At 40.2% G+C, this 23,318-nt stretch carries 19 protein-coding genes and 9 pseudogenes; 10 read left to right on the top strand and 18 right to left on the bottom strand.

Translation table 11 applies throughout. The annotated features are described in order from the left end of the window. Positions 1–26: 26 nt before the first annotated feature. Entirely contained in the window at positions 27–752 is a 726-nt protein-coding gene (locus ACQY1X_RS14755; RefSeq protein WP_002733427.1) for a GUN4 domain-containing protein, read from the bottom strand. A gap of 601 nt (positions 753–1,353) precedes the next feature. On the opposite strand from ACQY1X_RS14755, the pseudogene ACQY1X_RS14750 reads away from it, so the two are divergent. After that, positions 1,354–2,119: pseudogene (locus tag ACQY1X_RS14750) on the top strand (IS1 family transposase). On the opposite strand, the pseudogene ACQY1X_RS14745 reads toward ACQY1X_RS14750, so the two are convergent. Then, positions 2,116–3,936, bottom strand: a pseudogene (locus ACQY1X_RS14745) (GH116 family glycosyl hydrolase); the annotation flags it as partial. The pseudogenes ACQY1X_RS14750 and ACQY1X_RS14745 overlap by 4 nt on opposite strands. Before the next feature lie 125 nt (positions 3,937–4,061). Between ACQY1X_RS14745 and ACQY1X_RS14740 the strand changes: the two are divergent. Next, positions 4,062–4,919 carry an IS5-like element ISMae4 family transposase gene (locus ACQY1X_RS14740; protein ID WP_002732125.1) on the top strand — a complete coding sequence of 286 codons (858 nt, stop codon included), beginning with the start codon at positions 4,062–4,064 and terminating at the stop codon, positions 4,917–4,919. Between the two features lie 238 nt (positions 4,920–5,157). On the opposite strand, the pseudogene ACQY1X_RS14735 reads toward ACQY1X_RS14740, so the two are convergent. The 6 genes and pseudogenes from ACQY1X_RS14735 to ACQY1X_RS14710 form a co-directional block, all read right to left on the bottom strand. Next, a pseudogene (locus ACQY1X_RS14735) lies at positions 5,158–5,706 on the bottom strand (GH116 family glycosyl-hydrolase); the annotation flags it as partial. 150 nt (positions 5,707–5,856) lie between these two features. Further along, positions 5,857–6,300 carry a DUF3531 family protein gene (locus ACQY1X_RS14730; RefSeq protein WP_103113206.1) on the bottom strand — a complete coding sequence of 148 codons (444 nt, stop codon included), beginning with the start codon at positions 6,298–6,300 and terminating at the stop codon, positions 5,857–5,859. Between the two features lie 102 nt (positions 6,301–6,402). Beyond that, complete coding sequence (locus tag ACQY1X_RS14725; RefSeq protein ID WP_002732964.1) at positions 6,403–6,984, bottom strand: CPBP family intramembrane glutamic endopeptidase; 582 nt, start codon at positions 6,982–6,984, stop codon at positions 6,403–6,405. Beyond that, positions 6,981–8,039 (bottom strand): DUF3326 domain-containing protein, encoded by a 1,059-nt coding sequence (locus ACQY1X_RS14720; RefSeq protein ID WP_430014832.1) that lies wholly within the window; start codon positions 8,037–8,039, stop codon positions 6,981–6,983. The genes ACQY1X_RS14725 and ACQY1X_RS14720 overlap by 4 nt, the downstream gene beginning before the upstream one ends. Continuing rightward, positions 8,036–8,212: a hypothetical protein gene (locus tag ACQY1X_RS14715; RefSeq protein ID WP_002734354.1), complete on the bottom strand. Its 177-nt coding sequence runs from the start codon at positions 8,210–8,212 to the stop codon at positions 8,036–8,038. Before ACQY1X_RS14715 ends, ACQY1X_RS14720 begins: the two co-directional genes overlap by 4 nt. 409 nt (positions 8,213–8,621) lie before the next feature. Continuing rightward, positions 8,622–9,479 (bottom strand): IS5-like element ISMae4 family transposase, encoded by an 858-nt coding sequence (locus ACQY1X_RS14710; RefSeq protein WP_430014679.1) that lies wholly within the window; start codon positions 9,477–9,479, stop codon positions 8,622–8,624. Positions 9,480–9,634: 155 nt separating this feature from the next. Between ACQY1X_RS14710 and ACQY1X_RS14705 the strand changes: the two are divergent. From ACQY1X_RS14705 to ACQY1X_RS14695, 3 pseudogenes are all read left to right on the top strand, one after another. Continuing rightward, positions 9,635–10,086 (top strand): annotated as a pseudogene (locus ACQY1X_RS14705) (Uma2 family endonuclease); the annotation flags it as partial. Between the two features lie 138 nt (positions 10,087–10,224). Continuing rightward, positions 10,225–10,329 (top strand): annotated as a pseudogene (locus ACQY1X_RS14700) (Uma2 family endonuclease); the annotation flags it as partial. Positions 10,330–10,638: 309 nt separating this feature from the next. Then, positions 10,639–10,779 (top strand): annotated as a pseudogene (locus ACQY1X_RS14695) (AAA family ATPase); the annotation flags it as partial. A gap of 225 nt (positions 10,780–11,004) precedes the next feature. On the opposite strand, the gene ACQY1X_RS14690 reads toward ACQY1X_RS14695, so the two are convergent. Beyond that, a protein-coding gene (locus tag ACQY1X_RS14690; protein ID WP_152416237.1) for an ISAzo13-like element ISMae28 family transposase occupies positions 11,005–12,227 on the bottom strand; the annotation gives its coding sequence in 2 pieces (ribosomal slippage) (positions 11,005–11,747 and positions 11,747–12,227; 1,224 coding nt in all). Between the two features lie 150 nt (positions 12,228–12,377). Between ACQY1X_RS14690 and ACQY1X_RS14685 the strand changes: the two are divergent. After that, positions 12,378–12,869: pseudogene (locus ACQY1X_RS14685) on the top strand (formylglycine-generating enzyme family protein); the annotation flags it as partial. A gap of 226 nt (positions 12,870–13,095) precedes the next feature. Here ACQY1X_RS14685 and ACQY1X_RS14680 read toward each other — a convergent pair. The 8 genes from ACQY1X_RS14680 to ACQY1X_RS14645 all read right to left on the bottom strand — a co-directional run bounded on the left by ACQY1X_RS14680 (position 13,096) and on the right by ACQY1X_RS14645 (position 18,454). Beyond that, positions 13,096–13,326 carry a hypothetical protein gene (locus tag ACQY1X_RS14680; protein WP_002732242.1) on the bottom strand — a complete coding sequence of 77 codons (231 nt, stop codon included), beginning with the start codon at positions 13,324–13,326 and terminating at the stop codon, positions 13,096–13,098. Next, complete coding sequence (locus ACQY1X_RS14675; RefSeq protein WP_259679017.1) at positions 13,323–13,472, bottom strand: UPF0175 family protein; 150 nt, start codon at positions 13,470–13,472, stop codon at positions 13,323–13,325. Before ACQY1X_RS14675 ends, ACQY1X_RS14680 begins: the two co-directional genes overlap by 4 nt. After that, positions 13,469–13,765, bottom strand: coding sequence for a hypothetical protein (locus tag ACQY1X_RS14670; protein WP_002734446.1), 297 nt, complete (start codon positions 13,763–13,765; stop codon positions 13,469–13,471). The genes ACQY1X_RS14675 and ACQY1X_RS14670 overlap by 4 nt, the downstream gene beginning before the upstream one ends. Positions 13,766–13,972: 207 nt before the next feature. Continuing rightward, positions 13,973–15,919, bottom strand: a complete 1,947-nt coding sequence (locus ACQY1X_RS14665) for a pentapeptide repeat-containing protein (protein WP_430014831.1) — start codon at positions 15,917–15,919, stop codon at positions 13,973–13,975. 5 nt (positions 15,920–15,924) lie between these two features. Continuing rightward, a complete protein-coding gene (locus tag ACQY1X_RS14660; protein ID WP_002732155.1) occupies positions 15,925–16,209 on the bottom strand; it encodes a DUF2103 domain-containing protein in 285 nt (94 codons plus the stop codon). 2 nt (positions 16,210–16,211) lie between these two features. Further along, positions 16,212–16,505, bottom strand: coding sequence for an ATP-dependent Clp protease adapter ClpS (clpS, locus tag ACQY1X_RS14655; RefSeq protein ID WP_002765336.1), 294 nt, complete (start codon positions 16,503–16,505; stop codon positions 16,212–16,214). 55 nt (positions 16,506–16,560) lie between these two features. Continuing rightward, a complete protein-coding gene (locus ACQY1X_RS14650) occupies positions 16,561–17,694 on the bottom strand; it encodes a glycosyltransferase family 4 protein (protein WP_430014830.1) in 1,134 nt (377 codons plus the stop codon). A gap of 97 nt (positions 17,695–17,791) precedes the next feature. Then, a complete protein-coding gene (locus ACQY1X_RS14645) occupies positions 17,792–18,454 on the bottom strand; it encodes a 4'-phosphopantetheinyl transferase family protein (RefSeq protein ID WP_002749282.1) in 663 nt (220 codons plus the stop codon). 110 nt (positions 18,455–18,564) lie between these two features. Between ACQY1X_RS14645 and ACQY1X_RS14640 the strand changes: the two genes are divergently transcribed. The 3 genes from ACQY1X_RS14640 to ACQY1X_RS14630 all read left to right on the top strand — a co-directional run bounded on the left by ACQY1X_RS14640 (position 18,565) and on the right by ACQY1X_RS14630 (position 21,792). Continuing rightward, on the top strand, positions 18,565–19,506 hold the full coding sequence (locus ACQY1X_RS14640) for a serine hydrolase (protein WP_002733395.1): 942 nt from the start codon (positions 18,565–18,567) through the stop codon (positions 19,504–19,506). 240 nt (positions 19,507–19,746) lie between these two features. Further along, positions 19,747–21,096 (top strand): AAA family ATPase, encoded by a 1,350-nt coding sequence (locus ACQY1X_RS14635; RefSeq protein ID WP_002792340.1) that lies wholly within the window; start codon positions 19,747–19,749, stop codon positions 21,094–21,096. Continuing rightward, positions 21,097–21,792 (top strand): chromosome partitioning protein ParB, encoded by a 696-nt coding sequence (locus ACQY1X_RS14630; protein WP_430013024.1) that lies wholly within the window; start codon positions 21,097–21,099, stop codon positions 21,790–21,792. It abuts the gene before it with no gap. Between the two features lie 219 nt (positions 21,793–22,011). Here the strand turns inward: ACQY1X_RS14630 and ACQY1X_RS14625 are convergent. After that, positions 22,012–22,726: pseudogene (locus ACQY1X_RS14625) on the bottom strand (IS1 family transposase); the annotation flags it as partial. A 409-nt stretch (positions 22,727–23,135) separates the two neighbouring features. Between ACQY1X_RS14625 and ACQY1X_RS14620 the strand changes: the two are divergent. Then, positions 23,136–23,228 (top strand): annotated as a pseudogene (locus ACQY1X_RS14620) (Rpn family recombination-promoting nuclease/putative transposase); the annotation flags it as partial. Positions 23,229–23,318 lie beyond the last annotated feature (90 nt).

Genomic DNA, 23,318 nt, shown 5'->3' with positions numbered 1-23,318 from the left:
AATACCCGAGGCCGAATGCTCTCAATCTATTTTTCACTCCAGACGGGATGGGAGAATAAAGAGGCAGCCACTCTCACCCCGCGCAGTTGATTTAACAGGGGTAAATGACCCACGGGAGCGCTTAAATCCCAGATAAATTCTTGGGGGTATTTTGTCCAATTATTGCCATTTTTCCAGCCAATTTTCGGCCAAAGTTTCGGGAAATCTTGACCGACACCGATCCATAATTTGCGCTGCACCGACCAACCGAATTTTCCTTCCGAATGAACTAACCAAAGATTATCAATAGTCTGAATATCTACACCGGGGAAAGCTTCCACTTCCGTAAAATAGACCCATTTCCTCTGTATTGCCCCTTCTCCTGCTAATTCACAGAGTTTTTGACGGGTGAGACTATCGGCAGTTTGAAAATCCTGTTTAGCCAATAATTCCTGTAAAAGTCGATAATCGATACCTTTAGCACTGTCTAGGGGAACAATACCCGTGGGGAAATAATTAGCTAAAAATTCCTTGCTCTGAGTGCTATTATCTTGGTATAGCAATTGATAGGCCTTACCTGTCACCAGATTAACGGGAGTGGGACGCCAGGCTAATAAAAAATCTCTCAACACAGTTAGGCCACCTTCTCCGGCCTCGGCTAATTGTGTCAGGATTTGTAATTGATTTTTCGGCGACTCGGTGGCTAATTGACTCATCTTACGGGTAATATCCTCGCTTTGTTCTTCTACTAACACGCCATTCTGGTCAGTCATATCATCACTTTTAAGACCACTCCTTCAATACTATTACCACTATTTCGGGGTGGCTGCTCGATTTTTTCCTGACAAAACAGGGATTTTTAGCACCGACATTCCGCACCTCTTCATATACTTTTACATATCTTTACATTTCCCAAGATATTTTGACGAAAAACCTTCATTGTAGAAACTACTATTGAGAACATTTTCAATAATTGATTTTTTCTGAGAAAAAAATTTATAATTCTTCACCCTGACAAAAATCCTTCATTGTGGCTATAATCCTTACTGGCAAAGAGTTGTAAGCAATATAACTGAACTTTCCCCATACATATATACTATAATAGCCGAAAACCCTTATCCATCAATGGATACGCCCCTTAACTTTTCTTAATGTACCCATGTAATTTGTAACATTTCTTAATGGACAAGAATTCTCTCCATTTACTAAAATGGGTAATGATTCGGTAGTAGTGGCGTAGCTCTGTTGCTTACCTGGTATGAATTGTGTAAAATATTTATTAATAAAAATAATTGGAACCCGATCAGTCTTTAAACCTCTAGCTTGATCATGACTTTTCTGATAAATATCTTTTTCTGGCTCCTGTCTTGCTTACTGAAATATCAGTCTAGCACCGAACAAAGTACCCCCCCTAGTTCACCTCCGTTCCCCTGTCCTAATTGTGGTTCTCATTATAGGATCAAGAATGGTTCTATTCATAATGGAAAACCCAAACGTCAATGTAAAGAATGTGGTCGTCAGTTTGTGATCAATCCCACTAATAAAACCGTCTCTGACGAAACCAAACAATTAATTGATAAACTCTTGCTCGAACGAATTTCCTTACGAGGAATTGCTAGAGTAACAGGGGTAAGTTGGTCATGGTTACAAAATTATGTCAACAATAAACTGGCGGCTGTCCCCCGTCAAATAAAGGTTTCGGACAAACCAAAAGGTAAATTGGTTATAGAATGTGATGAAATGTAGTCTTTTGTTTTTTCTAAGACGATAAAGGTCTATATTTGGCGGTTAATTGATAGAAATACAAGGGAAATTATTGGTTGCTATGCGCGGAGATAAGAGTCGTCAATCAGCCCAAAAACTTTGGTGCCAGTTTACCAAGCGTTTACCGACAATGTGCAGTTGCTTACACAGACTTTTGGGAGTCATATAAGACAGTAATTCCCAGTAAACGTCATCAACCAGTCGGGAAAGAAACTGGTCAAACTAATCATATTGAAAGATTAAATAATACCTTTCGACAAAGGATTTCTCGGTTGGTGACAGAGAGTCTATCTTTCTCTAAAAAAATGGAGAATCACGTTGGGGAACCCTTTGGTATTTTATCCATGACTACAATGCACACCTGGCAAAGGATTAAGCCGCCATCATTACTACCGAATCACCACCCAAAACCCCATAGATAGCCCAGATAGCCATGGCGCGTAAATAATGACAAGCGCGAAAAGTTCCCACCGATGTAATCGCTTCCGGGGTGCGAAATTGTAAGCCATTTTCATAGACTTGTTTCACCACTGCTTCCGTAATTTGCCATCCCTGCTTTTCCATTCCCATTTGTAGTAAAAAAGCCACCAACCCAAAATTAATTCCTACCCAAACTTCCAAGGGATGAGTTGCCTCGGGATTTTCGGGAGTACCATCGGGTTTTAACCCATTTGCCGCCCCAAATTTTCCCCCATGAAACTTGAGAAAACAAGCCTGATAAATCTTACTTAAAGCTGATTGCGTGTATTGATTTTCTACCACATCTGGCAAAGCCAATAAACGGGCATAAAATTGACCGCATAATTGGTCAGTCATCACCACATCGGAACCACTGCCACTATCTAAATTATAATATTCTCCATTCCAGAGAGTCTGATGATAAATAGCGCGAGATTGCTGTAACCAACTGGCAAAAATTGCCGTATCTTCTCCAAGAATTGCCCCAATTTTAAGCGTCGCTTCTAGTGCCGCTATCCACAAACCACCACAATAGGCACTAATTCCCTGTAAACGCCAATCATCAAAGGTTTGGTCTGGTGCGCCGGAATTTTCGGGGATGCCATCGTTATCAAGGTCAAAGGTTTTTAAATATTGCAAAGTCAGGACAATTGACGGCCAACATTCCCGCAGAAAATCCTCATCTTTAGCCCCCGTTAATAAATAATCCCGATATACTAATAAAACAAAATCACTGCCTAAATCTTTCCAGAGATTACAATCTTGATAACTGGTGTAATTGCTCTTTTGCCAAGGGTGTTCATTGGGGGCGCCTAAATCGTGGGGAGTGGCATTTTTGGCCTTACGAATGGCACTAGCTTGGTTATATCCAATAATCCGAGGAGTGTCGTCACTGCTGGGAATTGCCCTCGCAAAAGCTTCCATGACGGCCTTTTCTAAGCGCGGCCATAACATCAATAACCCAAAGGAACCATAGAGACGCACATCAAGACTTTCATACCAACGATAATCAATACATTCTAAGACCCCAAATTGACCGATGGCATCCTGTTCCGTGGCGGCCGTCCAGAGAGTACCGCCGTCCGTAAGCAGGTATAATTCGTTAAATAAAGCCATTTTAAACCAATCGGCCAGATCGCTGCGTTCTAGGATCGGTTTTTGCCAGTTAATAATATTTTCTCGCCATGTATCGCCGTGTTTTAAAGCCGTGCGTACCATCGCCCAAGCATTTTGACCATTGCGACCGAAAAAGTCCGTATAACGACGATAATAGTTAATTCCTTGGGCAAATTCGGTGACGGGTAAATCCCAAGCTAAAATAAAAGGAATTTTGCGAGTTTTCCCCGGACGAATGGTAAAACGAATCGCCATGGCCGTGGCCGTTTGTTCCCCTTTTTGGGCGGGGGTTTCGTCCTCAATATCCGGTAAAGAGCCATTCATGGCGAAATAATCCCAAACTTCGCCCCCATCGCCAGCAGGGTTCCATTTACCCAGATAAAATACCTCTAGACTCGGATTAGTGATACTGGCAATCGCCATCTGTCCATCCCCTTCCCCGGGGTTTTCGTAATCCCGACGCATTAGACAGCCAACGCGGAAATTATCGACAATCCATTGATTATAATTACCCTCACTTTCCCCCCATTTTGATTGATATTCATAGACGGGACTACCATCATCTCTCACCTTAACCACTGGGGATTTAATTGCGTTAGTAAACCAACCGATTGTATTTTAGACCTCTTGCATAATTTTTTTATGGTATAATATAAGGTTTTGCTTTTTTCTCAATTCTTAGATTGAAGTGGAAAAAAGAATAAAATGTGATCTTAGGTCAGGAAATCATCTATAATTTTGCTATGTTTATTAGCAAAATTATGGATTATCAAAACTTATCAGATGAACAATTCAAACGCCGTTTCGGTGTGTACAAACAAACATATAGAAAGATGGTAGAATCAGTAAAAAGTGTTGAAGCCGACTCTAATTCACCATCTAAAAGGGGACCGAAACCTAAACTATCTATAGAAGAACAAGTTTTAGTAACGTTAGAATATTGGCGAGAATATAGAACATATTTTCACATTGGTACAAGCTGGGAACTATCAGAATCAACTATATGTCGGATTGTAAATAAGACGGAAAAAATGCTTTTACAATCGGGAAACTTCCGTTTAAAAGGAAAAAAAGCTTTACTCAATCAAGCAGAGATACCGGTCATAACGGTAATGGATGTAACGGAAACTCCCATTGAACGCCCCCAAAAGAAACAGAAAGATTTTTTTTCGGGTAAAAGAGGTTATCATACTTTAAAATCCCAATTAGTAGCTGATCAAAATACAGAGGAAATTATCTGTGTCTTCTGTGGGAAAGGTAGAGGTCATGATTTTAGTTTATTTAAAAAAAGTCGAGTTCGTTTTCATCCTTTAACTACCAGCATAGAAGACAGTGGTTATCAGGGAATAGCTGCATACCATAGTAATAGTTATACACCGAAAAAGAAATCGAAAAATAGAAAATTAACAGAGTTAGAAAAAGAGTATAACAAGGCTTTAGCCAAAGAAAGGATTATCATTGAACATATAAATAGGAAACTCAAAATCTTTAAAATCTTATCCTGTAAATATCGGAATCGTCGTCGAAGATATAGTTTAAGAGTTAACTTGTTGGCGGCTATTTATAACTGTGAGTTAGGGATAGGTATAGCAGCTTCTTAAAAGTTGCCTAAAGATTAATCAAGTCAAGGAGAATTTATTCTCAATTTTTATAATTGAGATAGTTTGTGCCGCTTAAATAAAGAGGTTTTGATAACCAAATTAAAGCAGCTCTAAAGAGTTTTGAGTTAAAAGTTAAACTTCAAGTTTTCATTCAGGACGAATGTACTGATTAACTAATTTTTTGGGGAAAATTAGTTAACCCATCATTATAACATATAATTAATTTGCAAGAGTTCTTTTGCCAAGTCAGCATAATACTAATAGTAATTGGTTTATCGGTGGGATTATGGGCCGTCCATTCAAATAGGGCAATAGGATAACTACTTTCTTGATAATTATGCGCCCAAACTGGTGAGAATTGTTCGCAAATTAATTGAGTCTGAAAAACATCTTTGTACTCGTACCAACTGCGGGGATAAAGGGCCCCATAGGTTCCCTTTTCGGCTGGATACCACGACCAGCGCGATAAAGTTCCATCCGTCGGGCTTTCCGTCGCCATAGCGTAGGCTTGGGCGCTTCCGTCTTCTGTTTGTTCAAAAATGCTAAATTGACAGGCTGCAAGGCTATTAAAACTGTGTTCACCGCCGTCCAGATGCCAGAGGTTAAAGTCACCTTTGGGGGAACGTCCGATGCAACCGGCCCCAAATCCCCCCAGAGGCATCCCATGCCAAGGACCATCATCTAAATTGCTGGCGTAGCGGACGCTGTAGGGTTTTTCCCAACCTTTGCCTAGAGGACGTTTCCAAGCAGCGGCGGGAATTTCTGGAAGGGAGACGAGATTAAGCATAGATGTTGTTAAGTGGGGTGTCGGGTGTGGGGTGTCGGGTGTCGGGTGTCGGGTGTCGGGTGTGGGGTGTGGGGAGAATAAATAAATAAAAATAAACTCCTGACTCGGAGAATACTGACTCCACCAAGAAACTTTTTTAGTAAACCCTAATTATTCGCTAAAGAGATAATTGCTGCGATCACTCACTGGCCAATCTTGATTTTCTCCACCGATAATTAAACGTTTAATATCGACAAAATCCTTACTTAATTGGGTCAAGGCATTGATTAAAATATCCAAAGCAATAAGATCGCTAGTACCAAGGTCAAACCAACAACGTCCCCAAGTACCTAAGTATTCAAAATCGGTCATATTGTGCATCGGTGACATAAAAGCATTTTCGACCATATCTGGATCGTATTCCATATAACTAATATCGACTCCCACCTCCTGTACCTGTAGGTTTTCGGCATTGAAAGCCCCTAATTTACCCAAATAAAACCAAGAGGCAAAAACTTCTTCTACATACTGCTGTTCCATATTCGAGGGAACTGTCGAAAATTCCAGCCAAAACCAGACATCAAAAGGATTAAATTCGCGAAATTGCACTTCCATTTTTTTTATAGGAGACAGGAGTAGTCACTGATAACTGATAACTGATTACTGATAACTGATTACTGATAACTTCCCCACTGATAACTGATAACTGATAACTGATTACTGATTACTATGCTGTAATTTCCAGAGAAAACTAGCGAGGAGATTGGTGATAATATGAGCGAGGATCGGGATTAATAAATTACCGGTGATGATGACGGTATAACCGAGGGCAAAACCGACAACAGTTGCCCAGATAACATAGGGCCATTGTTGGGAACCGCTAAAATGGAGGATACCAAAAATTAGACTAGAAACGGTTAAACCAAAGATATTTAAGCCCAAAGCCGGCAAAATCACCCCGCGAAATAATAATTCTTCACTTAACCCCGGCAGTAATCCAATCCAAATTAAATCGGGCCAAGCTAAAGGTTTAATGACTAATTCTAAGTAAGAGTTAGCACTATGGCGATAACTAGACCAAAAACGATATAGAAGCCCACTAATTCCACTAATTGCCCCCGCTAAGGCTAATCCGAACAGGAAATCCGGGAGAGTCCAGCGAATTGCGGGAATAGCGATCGCACCGAAATATTGCCAGACTTTGGCGACTACCAGCAAGATAATCGCCGTTACCGCCATAATGGTGAGGACTTGTGTGCGTGTCAGGGGATCAAATTCGGAATTAGGGGAATTAGTCACGGATTCTCGGATAAACAGCGTAAAGAGTGTAAATTAGGGCGAAGAGATGCTAGGCTAACCCCTGCCCGTTGACAAACGATCGCACCGATCGCCTCTGTATATGAGTGTACCCTAATTGCTTTCACCCCTAGGGGTTCCGGGGCCACCTTCATTCTTGTACTATTTTCCTCGACAGCAATCAGTACACTTTTTTCTTGACAAAAACTAAAAACTGTGCTGGAGCCGCAGGCACTGGCGGGAACGATCAGCGCGTCCACCTCCCGGCTCCAAATAGCATCGGGACTGGGCTGCTTGACCAATTGGGGGGCGCGACTCAAACCCACCAAAACGCAGGGTAAAAAAGTATAACCGATTTCTTCGGCCGCGGCCTTGGGGGAAAGTTGCGGATCGAGGGGCAGCGGACTTAAAGCGGGGGCGTGGGCTGCCGGTATTTGGAATTGTCGCACCACCAGATGGGAAATTACCGCTTCGGCTCCGGCAAGGGGATCCACCCCCTGACCATGGCGATAATTAGCCAGGGCAATGCTATCGGGATCGTCGGGAAAACGGGCAACAATGGCGATCGCTTCCGCCCGGCCCTGCTTAATCAGTTTTTCTGCCCCCCGCAGCAAGCTGTCGGGATTGCCAATTGTTCCCCAACTGGCCCCGGAGGCTGCCTCTCGCAACTGCACATTTAAGGGGGCATCGGTGATAACGTAATCGGTGAGATCTAAGCCCAGGGTAGCCCGGACAGCATCGGCAGCCTGAAGGTGTCTTTGTAAGAGGTCAAATTCAATGGCGCGATCGAATAGTAACCCGATGCGATTTTGATGGACGGGACTTAATCCCCAATCCCCCCGGGCAAAACGATCTAAAGCGTAACCCTCTACATAGTAGGTGTTGTCCAAAGGCCAGTACAGTTGTGCGCCGTTGAGGACATTAGGATGGGTAATTAGGCGATCACAAACTTGGGCGATCGCTCTGGCCACGGGAATGCCATCCCCAGCATAACCGCCAATCGCTGCCCCGATGCCGGTGGGAATAATTAGTACGGCGGTATAGGGACGGGAATTCACGAGGCAGTGGTGACAATCGCTTCGACTTTGACTTGATTATTCTCGGTATCCACTTCTGTGATTGCCCAGCGCAAGGGTTCACCGCGTTTGGCTAATTCTTTTTCGATTTCTTGCTGCAGTTGTTGCGGGGTTTCCTGTAGGTCGATTTCGGCACTAATAAAGTGAGTGGTCATGGGGATTGTCTGGGGATAGTTATCCCCTCAGTTTATCAAGATTTTGCCCTCTTGCGCTGGCTTATCAGCCCTCTGGGTCAGGAACCACAAAGACACGAAGAACACAAAGATCGATCGCTACTACATCGTTAAACTGATCACACAAAGTCGATAAGAGCCATTCTCGTACTATAGAACTCTTGCAAATTAATTATATGTTATAATAATGGGTTAACTAATTTTCCCCAAAAAATTAGTTAATCAGTACATTCGTCCTGAATGAAAACTTGAAGTTTAACTTTTAACTCAAAACTCTTTAGAGCTGCTTTAATTTGGTTATCAAAACCTCTTTATTTAAGCGGCACAAACTATCTCAATTATAAAAATTGAGAATAAATTCTCCTTGACTTGATTAATCTTTAGGCAACTTTTAAGAAGCTGCTATACCTATCCCTAACTCACAGTTATAAATAGCCGCCAACAAGTTAACTCTTAAACTATATCTTCGACGACGATTCCGATATTTACAGGATAAGATTTTAAAGATTTTGAGTTTCCTATTTATATGTTCAATGATAATCCTTTCTTTGGCTAAAGCCTTGTTATACTCTTTTTCTAACTCTGTTAATTTTCTATTTTTCGATTTCTTTTTCGGTGTATAACTATTACTATGGTATGCAGCTATTCCCTGATAACCACTGTCTTCTATGCTGGTAGTTAAAGGATGAAAACGAACTCGACTTTTTTTAAATAAACTAAAATCATGACCTCTACCTTTCCCACAAAAAACACAGATAATTTCCTCTGTATTTTGATCAGCTACTAATTGGAATTTTAAAGTATGATAACCTCTTTTACCCCCCAAAAAATCTTTCTGTTTCTTTTGGGGGCGTTCAATGGGAGTTTCCGTTACATCCATTACCGTTATGACCGGTATCTCTGCTTGATTGAGTAAAGCTTTTTTTCCTTTTAAACGGAAGTTTCCCGATTGTAAAAGCATTTTTTCCGTCTTATTTACAATCCGACATATAGTTGATTCTGATAGTTCCCAGCTTGTACCAATGTGAAAATATGTTCTATATTCTCGCCAATATTCTAACGTTACTAAAACTTGTTCTTCTATAGATAGTTTAGGTTTCGGTCTCCTTTTAGATGGTGAATTAGAGTCGGCTTCAACACTTTTTACTGATTCTACCATCTTTCTATATGTTTGTTTATACACACCGAAACGGCGTTTGAATTGTTCATCTGATAAGTTTTGATAATCCATAATTTTGCTAATAAACATAGCAAAATTATAGATGATTTCCTGACCTAAGATCACATTTTATTCTTTTTTCCACTTCAATCTAAGAATTGAGAAAAAAGCAAAACCTTATATTATACCATAAAAAAATTATGCAAGAGGTCTTATGATTAATACTAGGTTTTTCCCTAGAGATTATGATCGAGGTTCCCAACTACATCAGTCCTCAAGAATATCTCGCTATCGAGCGCCAGAGCCAGATCCGCCATGAATACCGACGTGGTTTGGTTTATGCGATGGCCGGCGGTACGGATAATCACGAGCGCATTGCCTTCAATTTTCTCAAAGTCATTGACGAACATTTCGGCGACTCTACAGACTGTCGGTTTCACTCGGGTAATGTCAAGGTTAACTATCAAGATCAGTTTTATTACTATCCCGATGCTTTTGTTACCTGCGATCCTCGCGATCGCCAAGATCGTTACCTGAAACGCTATCCGAAACTGATCGCGGAAGTGCTTTCCCCCAGTACGATTGCTTTTGACAAGGGCGAAAAATTCCAAGATTATCAACAGATAGAAACTTTAGAAGAATATGTATTAATTTCCCAAGAAATCCAGCGCGTGGAATGCCGTCGTCGTAATTCTCTGGGGGCTCTTCTCGACTTTGTGTGATAATTTTTGCTTATAGAATCATGAAATGCTTACTGGGAAAGACTTTTAGGACTATTTTGCTGAAGAAACTATCAGTATAGACCCCGTTTCCACACAGAAACCAGAAGAGCCCTCTGGGGATATGGGAAACGACTATTTACGAGACAGGCGATCGCGTGATCCTGCCAAGTATTAACCTAGAGTTAGCGATCGCCGATCTCTACCGGGGAATAGATTAAAGTGATAAACACCGTTATCCCGTTGGAAGTTGAAAGGCATCATTGACTAGATACCTCTCTTTCTTGTTTATTTAGCGATAGCGATCGCCCTTCTTTTCCAGAACTACGATCGCACTTTTGTCAAATCGATTTCTTGAAACTGTGTTGTCAGAAACCGTCAAAGTGCGATCACCTATCGCTTGAGAAGAGCCTTTACAGATTGACTACGGCCACTGAGTGGAAGTCTATTGTCCCTCCGATCCACAGTTGGTTGTAGTTCCAGTCAGCGTTGTAACCCGTTGCGTGGCTGGGGTTGATCGCCCGACTGGAGGTTGTGTGTCTTGTCAGGAGTTCCCCCTAGTATTCATGACCAGTAACGAGGCCCGGGAGTTTCCCCCTGCTTTCCTGCGTCGATGTTTGCGTTTAAGACTCGAACAACCCGACAACGAGGATGATTTCTATCGGATACTAGGGGACTTCCAGAGAATAAAATACCCAACAAAAAAATAGAAAAGTGTTTTTTTGAAAAAGTAATTATTTTTGTCTAGGAAAACAAAGAGTCTCCCATTACAACCTATTTTTCCGAAAAAAAAATAGCAGCATAAACTTTTATACTTCCGAGCTTTTTCGAGTATAACAAGGACAAGTTAAAGAATCAAATACAGTTTTTAGCTAACCATCTTAGTTAACTACAAACTAGGTCTTATCATAATAAATATCAATAAACCATTGCCCCAAATCGGGAAAGTCTTGATTCGTTGATTCTGTGAGACGTTCGATTTTTTCTTCGATTTTTTCCATGGCTTTTTTAGTAAGCTTTACTCCTTTTTCGTAAGTTTCAGTAATCAACTTAACAATCGGGTGTTTTCCTTTCCAAGTCATAGTTTGGGCGAATTTCAAAGCTGTTTCGATTTCATCTAAAATACTCCCATTCCAATGGTTTTCTAACACAGCCCAGGTTCGTTCAATAGGATTATATTTACTATGGTAGGGGGGATAGTAAGCTAAACGTATATTAACTTGATATTTTTGGGAAAACTCAACTATACGTTTCATAAACTGAGTTCGTCTCGAATTATTTTCTGATCCATTATCTTGATTAATTATCAAAGTTTTAATTTTCTCAAAACGAGATTTTTCAGATTCCCAGAAATCCTCTAATATATCAACAATAAAGTCACTGGTGACTGTGGAGGTAGTCAAATACAAAAACAACTCATCAAATTCTGGAATAAATATTCCGTAAGGGGTTAGGGTTGTTTTCGGATTAAAATCATGATCGTTTGTTTCGACAGTTATTCTATTTTTACCTCCTCGATCAAACAGTCCAATATTAACACGGGCTTTGGCATCTAAACTAAGACGTAACATCGTAGGGTCTTCATCCGCTTCCCGATTAATGTTAGCTAATTCCTCAAAGATTGCCTCGGTTTCTGGAATTTTTTTTGAGGTAAAACTTTAGCGACTCTTTTCAGACGATAACCTAAGTTATTTAATTTAACCCGAATAGTTTCCTCGCTCGGTAAATCCTCATCACTGTACCCATATTTAGAGATTAATTGCTTTCGGACTTCGGCCGCACTCAGTCTCACATAAAGCCTTTGGCTTTTAAAACTTGGGTCAGTTTGGCTTTGAGAATCCACTAAATTTTTGATGTTTTCCAATAGAAAAGGTAAATGTTCTTCTGCTTTTTTCCGCCCCTTAGCTGAATGATTATCAACACAAATAATGCCTCTTTTTAGTTCTTTAATTCCTTTACGAATAGTAGTTCGATTCCAGCCTAACTCCTGTGCAGCAAGGGTTTGTCCCCCATAGCCTAATTCTAAGACTGTTTGCGCCATGAATCTTCTTTTAGCTGCACCTTTTAATTGAAGTGCAGTTTCACTGAGCAATTTCTTGAGGGAATCAGTTAATTCCATATATTCTTAAAAAGAAAAACTTGATTAATAATGTACAGGATTAATTCTACTACAAAATTGGAAGGAGGGGGCAACCATCGATCCCTACCTCCCACACTCCGAGAATGATTATTATTCTTGAGAATGAATAGTTTATTTTTTGGAAGTCCCTTACCAAGCGAGGCCGAGTGGGAATACGCTTGTAGAGCGGGAACAACCACTCCCTTCCACTTTGGCGAGACGATCACGGGAGAACTGGCGAATTACGTTAGTTCAACGGTCTATCAACAAGAAAAGGCGAAAAAATCCCCAAAGAAAACCACTCCCGTCCGCTCCTATCCCCCCAACGCCTTTGGGCTGTACGATATGCACGGGAATGTTTGGGAGTGGTGTTTAGATCCGTGGCACAGTGATTATCAAGGCGCACCGCCCACAGACGGGAGCGTTTGGGACGAAAAAAATATTGATAATCGTTATCAAAACTCATTAAATAGTATAAATAAACTATTGACAGATGACCGAAAATGTGTATTGCGGGGCGGTTCTTGGTTCAGTCTTCCAGATGGCTGCCGTTCCGCTTTCCGCAGCAGCTACAACCGCCGCGACTACAGCAACCTCTACGACGGTTTTCGGGTGGTGTGCGGTGCTGGGAGGACTCTGTAACCCTTTTCTCTTTTTTTTCCTTTTTACCCTCATTCCCTTTTCTGGAATTTTTTTAGGCAGGCTATAGTACAAGTGTATTAGTTTAGGGGGTCAATTACCTGGGGTTTGGGGGTGGATAAGTAGCTGGTTATAATTAAATTAAAAATGGATTTTAGGTTCGATCCCCCCTTAGGGACTTGCGTGGGAATAATATCCCAATCGATCGGAGGGCGCAAGCTTTGCGCCCCTACAGTAACGGATTTTGTCCACAATGTAGGGGCGAACTGCGTTCGCCCAAAAGGTACATTATCAAGGGGTTAGCAATCCAATTGCGAACGATAGATGGAGATTCTGAGGCCTTTAATTCATCAGCTACAGCTTCAGGAATGACCACAAGCTCATACAGTTCTTGTAGGATCATAATTTGGTCAATTAAGAGCAGGTAGCAAATCGGAGAAGTGTCAGAAACAACTATCATTTCGCTCTGAGTTCTTTGAGAGTTTGCAAATCGCGTTCTAGTTCAGTTTCATCATAATTCAGATAGACTCCCATCCGCTTTAAAAAGGCATGAGTTTCTAACCGAGAAGGTAATTGAAGGATGCGTCCAACTTCGGCCGTACTCAAGATACTGGCTCTTCTGGTTTCTGTGTGGAAACGAAGCCTATACTGATAGTTTCTTCGGCAAAATAGTCGTAAAAGTCTTTCTCCGTCAACATTTCACGATTCCATAAGCAAAAATTATCACACAAAGTCGAGAAGAGCCAGATACTGGCACGGTAAGCATCAGCAATAACCATTTCCAGCAGTTTATGAGCCAAATTATCGCCTGTTTGACCTAATCTCTGGGCGATTTCGTCGGGAATATCAACAGTGATTTTCATAAAATTATCGGAGTCGCTACCAGTTAGTTTTATCATAGGTGAAATAGATGGCTCTTCCAGTTTTTGTGTGGAAGGAAGAAGAATAGGGATAATTTGGGTGCATCTCAATTTGGTCGAAATATCTATAGGACATTTTGGGCGCCCGCAGTTCGATAAACTCACTGACCACGATGCGCCCCTACCATTGGTGTAATAATAGGATTGTAGGGGCGAATTGCATTCGCCCTCTTTGATTTTTACAGTTTATTTTAAATAAATCAAGAGATTTAACCCCGGAATTGTGCGCGAGAGAGTCCAGATAAGGAGAGTGATATAAAAGATGCCGATACCCCATTGATACCAAACTAAAAAAGAAATAATAGCGGGTAATTCTTGATCGCGAACTCGCCAATCATTAAAGCCTAATTTTAGCAAATTATTGAGACTTAAATCGTAATAATTTAACCAATTCCAACGCTTTTGCCAAGAAATAGGAGTATAACGATCGCGAAAGAGGGGAAATTCGGGAACCACGGGTAAACGGGTGATTAATAAGCGTAATTGTCGCATACTGCCATCTTGCAGAAAATAGGAACTATCCATTAAATCGTGATAGCGTCCCCGACGATAAAGTTCGATAATTAAAATTAGGGGTAAGGGAACAAGAATTAGGGCAATAGCTGTTAAAGTTAGTAGGGGACGACTGGCAGATTGCAGGATATTAAACACACCAGAAAGGGTGAGAATAATATAGCTAGTTACCATACAAAAGATTTCATAACGACTAGGAATTACTGGTTTAGGAGTGAGACGACGCACGCGATCGATTAACCAAAATAAACAGCCAAAATAGGCAAAAATTATGATTCCTGTCCCGAAAACTAAACTAAAATTTGTACCATCTTGACTTAAGAGTAATAGTAAAGTAAGGAAAGAAGTATGCAGAAAATCAGCTACCCAAGTGAGGTTAATTAGGCGAATAAATGAGATATTATTTAGTTTTTCTTTTAACTGTTGTAATCGCAATTTTTCGGTTTTGTATTCAATTTGATTAGCATCGGCAATTTGTTCTAGGGAGCGAAAATTACGAACTAAATTTCTTAAAACTGTCTCATTTCCTGTTAGGTTTGGTAAATAAATTGCCTGACCAATTACTCCTCTATCTCCCAGGATTTTCGCTTTATCGGAATCAAAAGCTAATCCTGATACACTTAAATAACTATTGTTAGTAAAAGTGGAATTACTAAAATCTACCTGATCTAAAAGTTTCACATCTTGAAAACTAACCACACCATTAAAATAACTAGACCGGAAAGCGCCTGATTTTTCAAAAGTGGCATTTCTAAAGGTTAATAAACTTAAAAATCTACTCTTAGAAAATAGCGGACGATCTCGCCATTGACTTTGGGAAAAATTGGCTTCCTTTTCCCAGAAAGTACGGGTAAAATCTGCGGGTTTATCGTATTTGGTTTGATCAAAATAAGCTTCGGCAGTAAAATGACTGCCATGGAAGTTAGTAATACTTTTAAAATGTGCGCTGCGAAAGATGGCTTTATTTAAAAATTGACTTTGACTAAAATTTACATCTCCCATAAAATTAGCTTTTGTAAATTTTGCCACCCTAGCAAAACGCGATTCTACCCAATTACTTTCACGACTAAATTTTGCTGCCATTGCTTCGACAATTTGCAGAAAAAAAGTCTTAGAAAAGTCCACTTCTCCCATAAATACCGTTCCCTGCAACTTCACCGGTCCACGAAATACTGTGACATTAAAAACCGGTTCATCGCTATCGAATAAAAAATTTTCGTCCTGTTGTAATAACTGTTCTTCCGTGGGTGATAATAAGGTAGCGAGGGCCACTTTTGTTAAAGGAGTGGGTAAACCCAGACGGGAAGCGATAAAATTGCCTTGAATTAAGGAATTACTAAAATCTAAACCTAGGGGTTGTTTAGCGCGATTAATTTGACCTTGAATCTGTTGATAAAATTGTTCTTGCAGTTCCTTATTTTCATCGCGGATATCGATAACTAAATTGGCTAAATCGATAGTAGTCATCCCTTCTTTAAGGACGGGTGCGCTTAAACGTTCCTGCAATAAAGTTACTGTTAAAGGAACTCTATCCACTACTGCCAAACTAGGGAGAGAATGTAAACAGAAAAACAGAAAAACAATGATTAGTAACCAGCAGCCTTTCAACAACGCACCCACGACAGTTATTTTCCTAAACAAGCTTGGATAGCCATTTCTAAATCCTCTTGGTTTAAATCGGTAATAACAAAGACTTCCTGAACACTTTTTCCTGTCCTCGCAATCAGCTTAAAACCACCACGAATCGGCACTGATATCCGCAATTGTAACCGCGGACAATGACCTTTTGAGCGAGAAAGTACCCCCGGGGTGACAGTGGTGATTCCTTGATAGGTAATTAACTTTTCTAATACCGCAATCAACCCCGGAATATGAGTAGAATGATTCCAAACTAAGCGACCATTATTCATAATTATGCGGCCTCTAGGGGAGCCATAGTTAATCCTTCCCGTCGCAATTGTTGGTGATAAAGTTCCGCTTGTTCTTGGGGACCTGTCCAGACAATTGCCTGTCCTTGGTAGTGAACTTGATTAGTTAATTCCCAAGCTCGATCAGTAGTCATATCCGGGATATATTTAATTAAACAATTGGCCACATGATCGAAGGTGTTAAAGTCATCGTTGAGAACAATAACTTTATAGTTGGGATAAGTCTTTTTGACCACTTGGGTGGACTTATCTAAGGTGGTACTGGGTGCGCTGGCCATAAAAGTTACAATAGGTCAAGGTTTTTGCGGTTAAATTCGAGCATTTTGACAACAATTAAGCGGCAAAAGCCACAGAATTATTATTCAAAACTTGGTGATAGTAATTTAATAACTGTTTGGTGGCCGCTTGCCATGCCCATTTTTCGGCTTCTAGACGCGCATTTCGTCGTAATTCCTCTCTTTCTGCCTTGGCGGTTAGTAATCTTTGGGTGGCACTAATTAAACCCTTTTCATCCCTAGGATCGAAGAGATGACCATTAACTCCATCGGTGACAATATCGGGAATTCCCCCCGAATTTGCCGCCACCACCGGACAACCGGCAGCCATGGATTCTAAGAGTACCAAACCGAGGGTTTCTGTGCGTGAGGGAAAAAGAAAAGCATCTGCGGAAGCAAAAGCGGAGGCTAATTCTAACCCCTGTAAATAACCGACAAAATGGGTATTTGTGTCGGCAAAATGACTTGTTAAAGCTTCCCGATGGGGACCATCTCCCACAATGGCAAATCTTGCTTCGGGAATCGCTTCTAATACTGGTTTAATGCGATCGATTTCTTTTTCGGCCGACACTCGACCGACGTATAATAAGAGAGGACTATCGGGGTTATTTTGGGATAATTTCAGTCTCATAGCCGGGGATTTTAAATGAGGTTGAAATAATTCCGTATCGACTCCCCTTTGCCAAAGCTCGACCTTTTCAATGCCACGACTAGATAATTCTTGCACCATAGCGGTGGAAGTGCAGAGATTTAAACTTGCTTGATTGTGGGCCAGTTTTAATAATTCCCAGAGTAATCCTTCTAGGGAACCTAATCCATAGTGTTGTAGGTATTGGGGGAGATGGGTATGATAGGAAGCGACGAGGGGAATGTTCATAGTTTTGGCAAAATAAATGCCTCCCACCCCTAAAACAGCCGGGTTAACCACATGAATAATATCAGGTTTAAACCTCTCTAAAGCTTGACCGACGGAAGGCCGGGGGAAAGCCATTTTTAATTCCGGATATAGGGGTAAGGGAATCCCTGTAACTCCATGAATCTTAGCACCTTTGTACTCTTTTAAACCGCCATCGGGAGAGACAACTAATACCTGATGACCTAATCTTTGTAGGTGTTCTACGGTATGTTTAAGACGGGTGACAATGCCATCGATTTTCGGTAAGAAGGTTTCTGTAAAAAGAGCAATTCGCATAGAGAAAACAAGGTTAAGTAATAATTAAGGACAAGCTTTTTTTGAGATAGCTAGGAATAATTACTGAATTTCTCAAGGCAATTAACTCCCCAATTAATCATAGATCAGAAAGGCCAAAGGTTTTAATCACTCGATCGCTACCTTCGATAACCACCGTCGCTCGATAATTATCGCCGATTGCCGCTGTCCATAATTGCCATTCCCCCGCCACATTGTCTAATTTTAAGGGATTAAGGCCCACTTCCACTCGATCGAGTCCCCCGCTAATTCCCGTTCCCAGTGCCTTTAAATAAGCCTCTTTTGCCGTCCATAACTGAAAAAATAGCTTTTCCTTCTCTGCGGACTTTTCAACAAGCTCGTGTTCTCTAGCACAAAAAAACCTTTTTGTCAAGCTATCTAAATCTTTCATCTGGCGCATTTTCTCTAAATCTACCCCAATGCGAGCGGTTAAAGTCAAGCCACAGATTGCCATCTCCTCGGAATGGGAGAGATTAAACTGCAATTGGTAGTTAATACTCGGTTTTCCCCGTTCACTGTAGATAAACTCGATTTTTTCGGGACTTATCGCCAAATATGACCCTAAAATCTCGCGTAAACATCCCCTAGCCACCAAAAAACGCCGCTTGTGTTGGGGAAAATGGTAACGATTAGCTCTAATTATTTCATCTTCCGAGAGCAAAGAAGCCAGTTTTTCTAGTCTATCCCCAGAGGGATCAAGACTGATAAAATAGAGATGAACCTCATCGGTAGATATAAACATTAAACTCAGAAGCACTCAAATAATTAATTATCGGTAAATTTTACCGTAAAATGAGAATTGCCGACTCAAGAATTTATCCACCTTCTAACTCTTGACTTTGCATCACACCTATGAACTTTTTTCATACTGAAGACCATCTCCAACAGTTCGGTACAGATATTTTAGAAACAACTTGGCGAGAATTTCCCCAATTAGCTCAAGAACAAATCGCCCTAACTTGGATAGTATATGATCCTCCTGTTATCGTCAACACGGGGGGAGCAATTTCTCACGAAGAATTCTGGAAATATTCCCCCCGCGGATTTAGTTATCGCGGACAAGAAAGAACCTATCCCGCTAGTTTAGTGAAATTGTTTTATCTAGTAGCAATTCATGAGTGGTTAGAGGGGGGAATGATTGCCGAAAGCAGCGAATTAAATCGCGCCATTCGTGACATGATTGTTGACTCTAGTAATGATGCTACCAGTTTAGTTGTAGATCTGGTCACGGGAACCACTAGCGGTCCGGAAATTGCCGCCGGTCCCTTTGAAACTTGGAAGCAACAACGCAACATAGTTAATCGTTATTTTCAATCCTTAAATTGGCCAGAATTAGCGACAATTAACGTTAATCAAAAAACTTGGTCTGATGGTCCCTATGGACGTGAACGCGCTTTTTTAGGGGAATTAATGGAGAATCGCAATATGTTAACTAGCAATGCAGTGGCGCGTTTAATTCATACTATTGTCGGGGGGATTGCTGTTTCTTCCCAACGTTCCCAAATGATGATGTCTTTACTAAAACGTAGTCTTAATCCTGCTGATTGGACAAGTCAAGGAGATGATACACAAATCTTAGGATTTCTGGGACAAGGATTACCAGAAAATAGTCAAATTTGGTCAAAAGCTGGTTGGACAAGTCAAGTGCGTCACGATGCAGCCTATATTGAAATTCCCCATCATACTCCCTATCTATTGGTGGTATTTACCGAGGGAAAAGATAACAGTCAAAATCGCTCAATTTTACCTTTTATTTCCCAGAAGGTAGCCGAGAAAATTATGCAGTTCAATTAATTGAAGCTGTGGGTAGGATGATTTTCTCTGTCATTGTCAAAAGTGCTAGATAAACATCCTACTGTCATGAACCCGTCAATTGACTGATGTGCATCTCAATATGTAGCTTTTCTGGGATAGATGGGGTTTGTTTTTGCAGCTGAAATACTCGATTAAGTTTAGTCTGTGCTTCACCTTGACGAGAAGGACTGTCATCATTTAAACTAACAATAAGTTGTTCTTAAGTATTTCCTCAAATGTGTGACTTTCAATCCTCATCATTGTCATAACGAAAGGGAAGTGGAGAGTAAACTAATTGTCCAGTATTTACTCCCAAAACTAGGCTACAATGCCGAACATTGGTATCAACAAGTTAGCTTCGGTAAAGTCCGCTTAGATTTCCTTGTTTCCGCTCAAAAACCTATCAATAAAAGGCAGTTTTTTGCCTCTCACTGTCTAATTATCGAGGCTAAAAATCCCAGAGAAAAGCTCATCAATCATCGTCACCGCTTAGGTTATTATCTCAACTATTTTAAAGTGCAGTGGGGATTATTAACCAATGGTGATGAGATTCAACTTTATCGAAGAAAACCCGATAAAATTTATTTAGTTTTTAGATGTTCTGGGTTAGAAATTGCCTCTCACTTAGAACAGTTAAAATCTCTGATTGGTTACGAAACCTTATCTTTAGGTATTCCACCGCTCAATTCTCCAACAATCAACCACAGAAACCCCATGAAAACCATCGCAATTTATCATCATAAAGGTGGTGTTGGCAAAACCACCGTCGCTACCAATCTAGCGGCAGCTTTGAGTAAAAAAGGCAAGCGAGTATTATTAATTGATATTGATGCTCAAGCTAATAGTACCTTTGCCGTTGGTTTAATTAAGTTTCAATTCGATGATGACGATGATTTAAAAGATAAAAATGTCTTTCATTTACTAGATAACAGTAACCGCATTTTTATTGAGAATATTGTCAGAAAGTCTCAAGGATTCAATCATCCAGAAATTGATGTTATTCCCTCTCACATATCTTTAATTGCTAACCAAGCAAAAATTAAAGATAATGCGGCGGTATTTGCTAGATTGGCAAGAAAATTAGAGAAAGTAAATAATCAATACGATATTGTAATTATTGATGCACCTCCCGCACTTGATTTATATGCACGCATTGCTTTAATTGCAGCTGACTATCTGATAATCCCTTCTGATCTTAAACCATTTTCTAATCAAGGATTAGATAGCGTTAAAAACTTTGTTCAAGAGGAAATCAATGAAAGTCGTGGAGATTTGGGTAAACCAACCCTACAAATTTTAGGCGTTTTACCTTCCAAAATTTCCACCCATGCTCAATACTTAAAATATAATTTTCCCAAACAAAAACAAGTGATTCCAGACAAATATAATTTACCTTTGATGGAATCGACTATCTCGGAAAGAATGCCTTTATCTCGCTGTATAAATCAATACGTTACCGTGGGAGATTTAGAAATTCCTGCCCCCCAATCTATAATCGATTATGCCGAACATCAAGCTGATGCGGGAGTATCAGCAGCAGAATTTGAAGCCTTAGCAATTGAAGTTTTAGCTAAAATAGGAGTTAAATAAATGTGGAAATTTTTACGAGTCGATATTACTGATATTAATCCTTCCCTTCCCAGAGAAACCTTTTCCGAAACTGAATTAGAGAATTTAGCCAATCTTATTATTGAAATGGGTGGACTTATTCGCCCTGCTATTCTCAAAAAAGCTGATAATAAAAAAGTTGATGAACGTTATGATATTATCAGTGGAGATTTAGAATATTATGCTTCTGTCATCGCCAATCAGAAAGTTCCTGAAATCGAGATGATTAACGCTTTTGTAGTTGATAAAGAAGCGGAGAGTATCGCTTTACAGCAAATGAAGTTATTATCTCCTTCTCCTGTGTTAATTACCACGCATGAAAAAATAGATAATCCTCTAGAATTGAGGATGAGTAATCTTGAAAAACGATTAGAAACCCAGTTACAAGCAATCCGAGAGGAGTACCAAAAAGAAATCAAAAGACTGGAAGAAAAAATTATTATTTCTCCTCCTTCTCCTCCTTCTCCTCCTTCTAAGTCGATTTTAGAGCTTTTGAATAGCTGTGATGCTAATCAACTTAAAAAAGTGGGAATTCCACCTGCATCTGTTAATGACTTTCTGAAAAAACGTTCAGAAAAGCCCTTTGATTCTTTGGAAGATATCCTAAATCGCCCAGTCTCAGGAGTTAAAGAGAAAAGATTAATTAAGCTTGTCGATTATTTGCTGACTTCTAATTGATTTTTGTGGGTGTGTTGAGCTACTTTAACACACCCTACCGATGGATGTTATAATAATGGAAGATCAGGAAAAAATTCTGATCCGATAGCGGGCAAAGATTAACCAGAAGAAGGGTGAAAAGAGAAAACTTATGACAACTACCCCAGTAATAGCTGCTTTTTTAACAATTCTGGTGGTGATTCGGTAGTAGTGATGGTGGCTTAATCCTTTGCTTTGCTGTGCATTGTAGTCATGGATAAAATACCAAAGGGTTCCCCAACATGATTCTCCATTTTTTTAGAGAAAGATAGACTCTCTCTCACCAGCCGAGAAATCCTTTGTCGAAAGGTATTATTTAATCTTTCAATAGGATTAGTTTGATCAGTTTCTTTACCTACTGCCCGATGACGTTTACTAGGAATTACTGTCTTATAGGACTCCCAAAAGTCTGTGTAAGCAACTGCACATTGTCGGTAAACGCCTGGTAAACTGGCCCCAAAGTTTTTTGGCTGATTGACGACTCCTATCTCCGCGCATAGCAACCAATAATTTCTCTTGTCTTTCTATCAATTAACCGCCAAATATAAACCTTTATCGTCTTAGAAAAAACAAAAGACCACATCTCATCACATTCTATAACTAATTTACCTTTTGGTTTGTCTGAAACCTTTACTTGACGAGGGACAGATGCCAATTTATTGTTGACGTAATTTTGTAACCATGACCAACTTACTCCTGTTACTCTAGCAATTCCTCCTAAGAAAATTCGTTCGAGCAAGAGTTTATCAATTAATTGTTTGGTTTCGTCAGAGACGGTTTTATTAGTGGGATTGATCACAAACTGACGACCACACTCTTTACATTGACGTTTGGGTTTTCCATTATGAATAGAACCATTCTTGATAGTATGGTGAGAACCACAATTAGGACAGGGGAATAGAGGTGAAGGGGGGATTTTGTTCGGTGCTAGACTGATATTTGAGTAAGCCAGACAGGAGCCAGAAAAAGATATTTATCAGAAAAGTCATGATCAAGCTAGAGGTTTAAAGACTGATCGGGTTCCAATTATTTTTATTAATAAATATTTTACACAATTCATACCAGGTAAGCAAGAGAGCTACGCCACTACTACCGAATCATTACCTGTTTTTCTATGTGAAAATTGATGAAGTTCCAGCTTGAAAAACAGCTTTACCCGGCGATAAAGTAAAACTATGTTTAACTCAAGTGCCAGATGATTGTCCACCGGGTGATGAACGAGGTAAAATTTATAGTGTGTTAAACTATAGAACTCAACAGTATTTTAAAGCGATGAATTCTTGGCATTACTGTGGGGGTGCTTAATGTTAATAAGCTTATTTTTTGAAGTCCTATTTAGTCTTAGCCATCTCAAACAAACTAAAGTCTATCAAGAAGCAATAAAAGAAGGTAGAGAAGAAGGTCAAAAACGGGGAAAACTACCAGCACAATTAGATTATATTACCCTCGCTACGGTCTTAGACTCAGACATAAAAAAGAGGCGAGAAGTTCCCTAAAACTGCCTATAA

This window comes from Microcystis protocystis FBCC-A270 (assembly GCF_050500235.1).
Taxonomy (GTDB): Bacteria; Cyanobacteriota; Cyanobacteriia; order Cyanobacteriales; family Microcystaceae; genus Microcystis; species Microcystis ichthyoblabe_A.
Note: the sequence above shows the minus strand (reverse complement) of the source record. Positions and strands in the feature narration are given on the sequence as shown.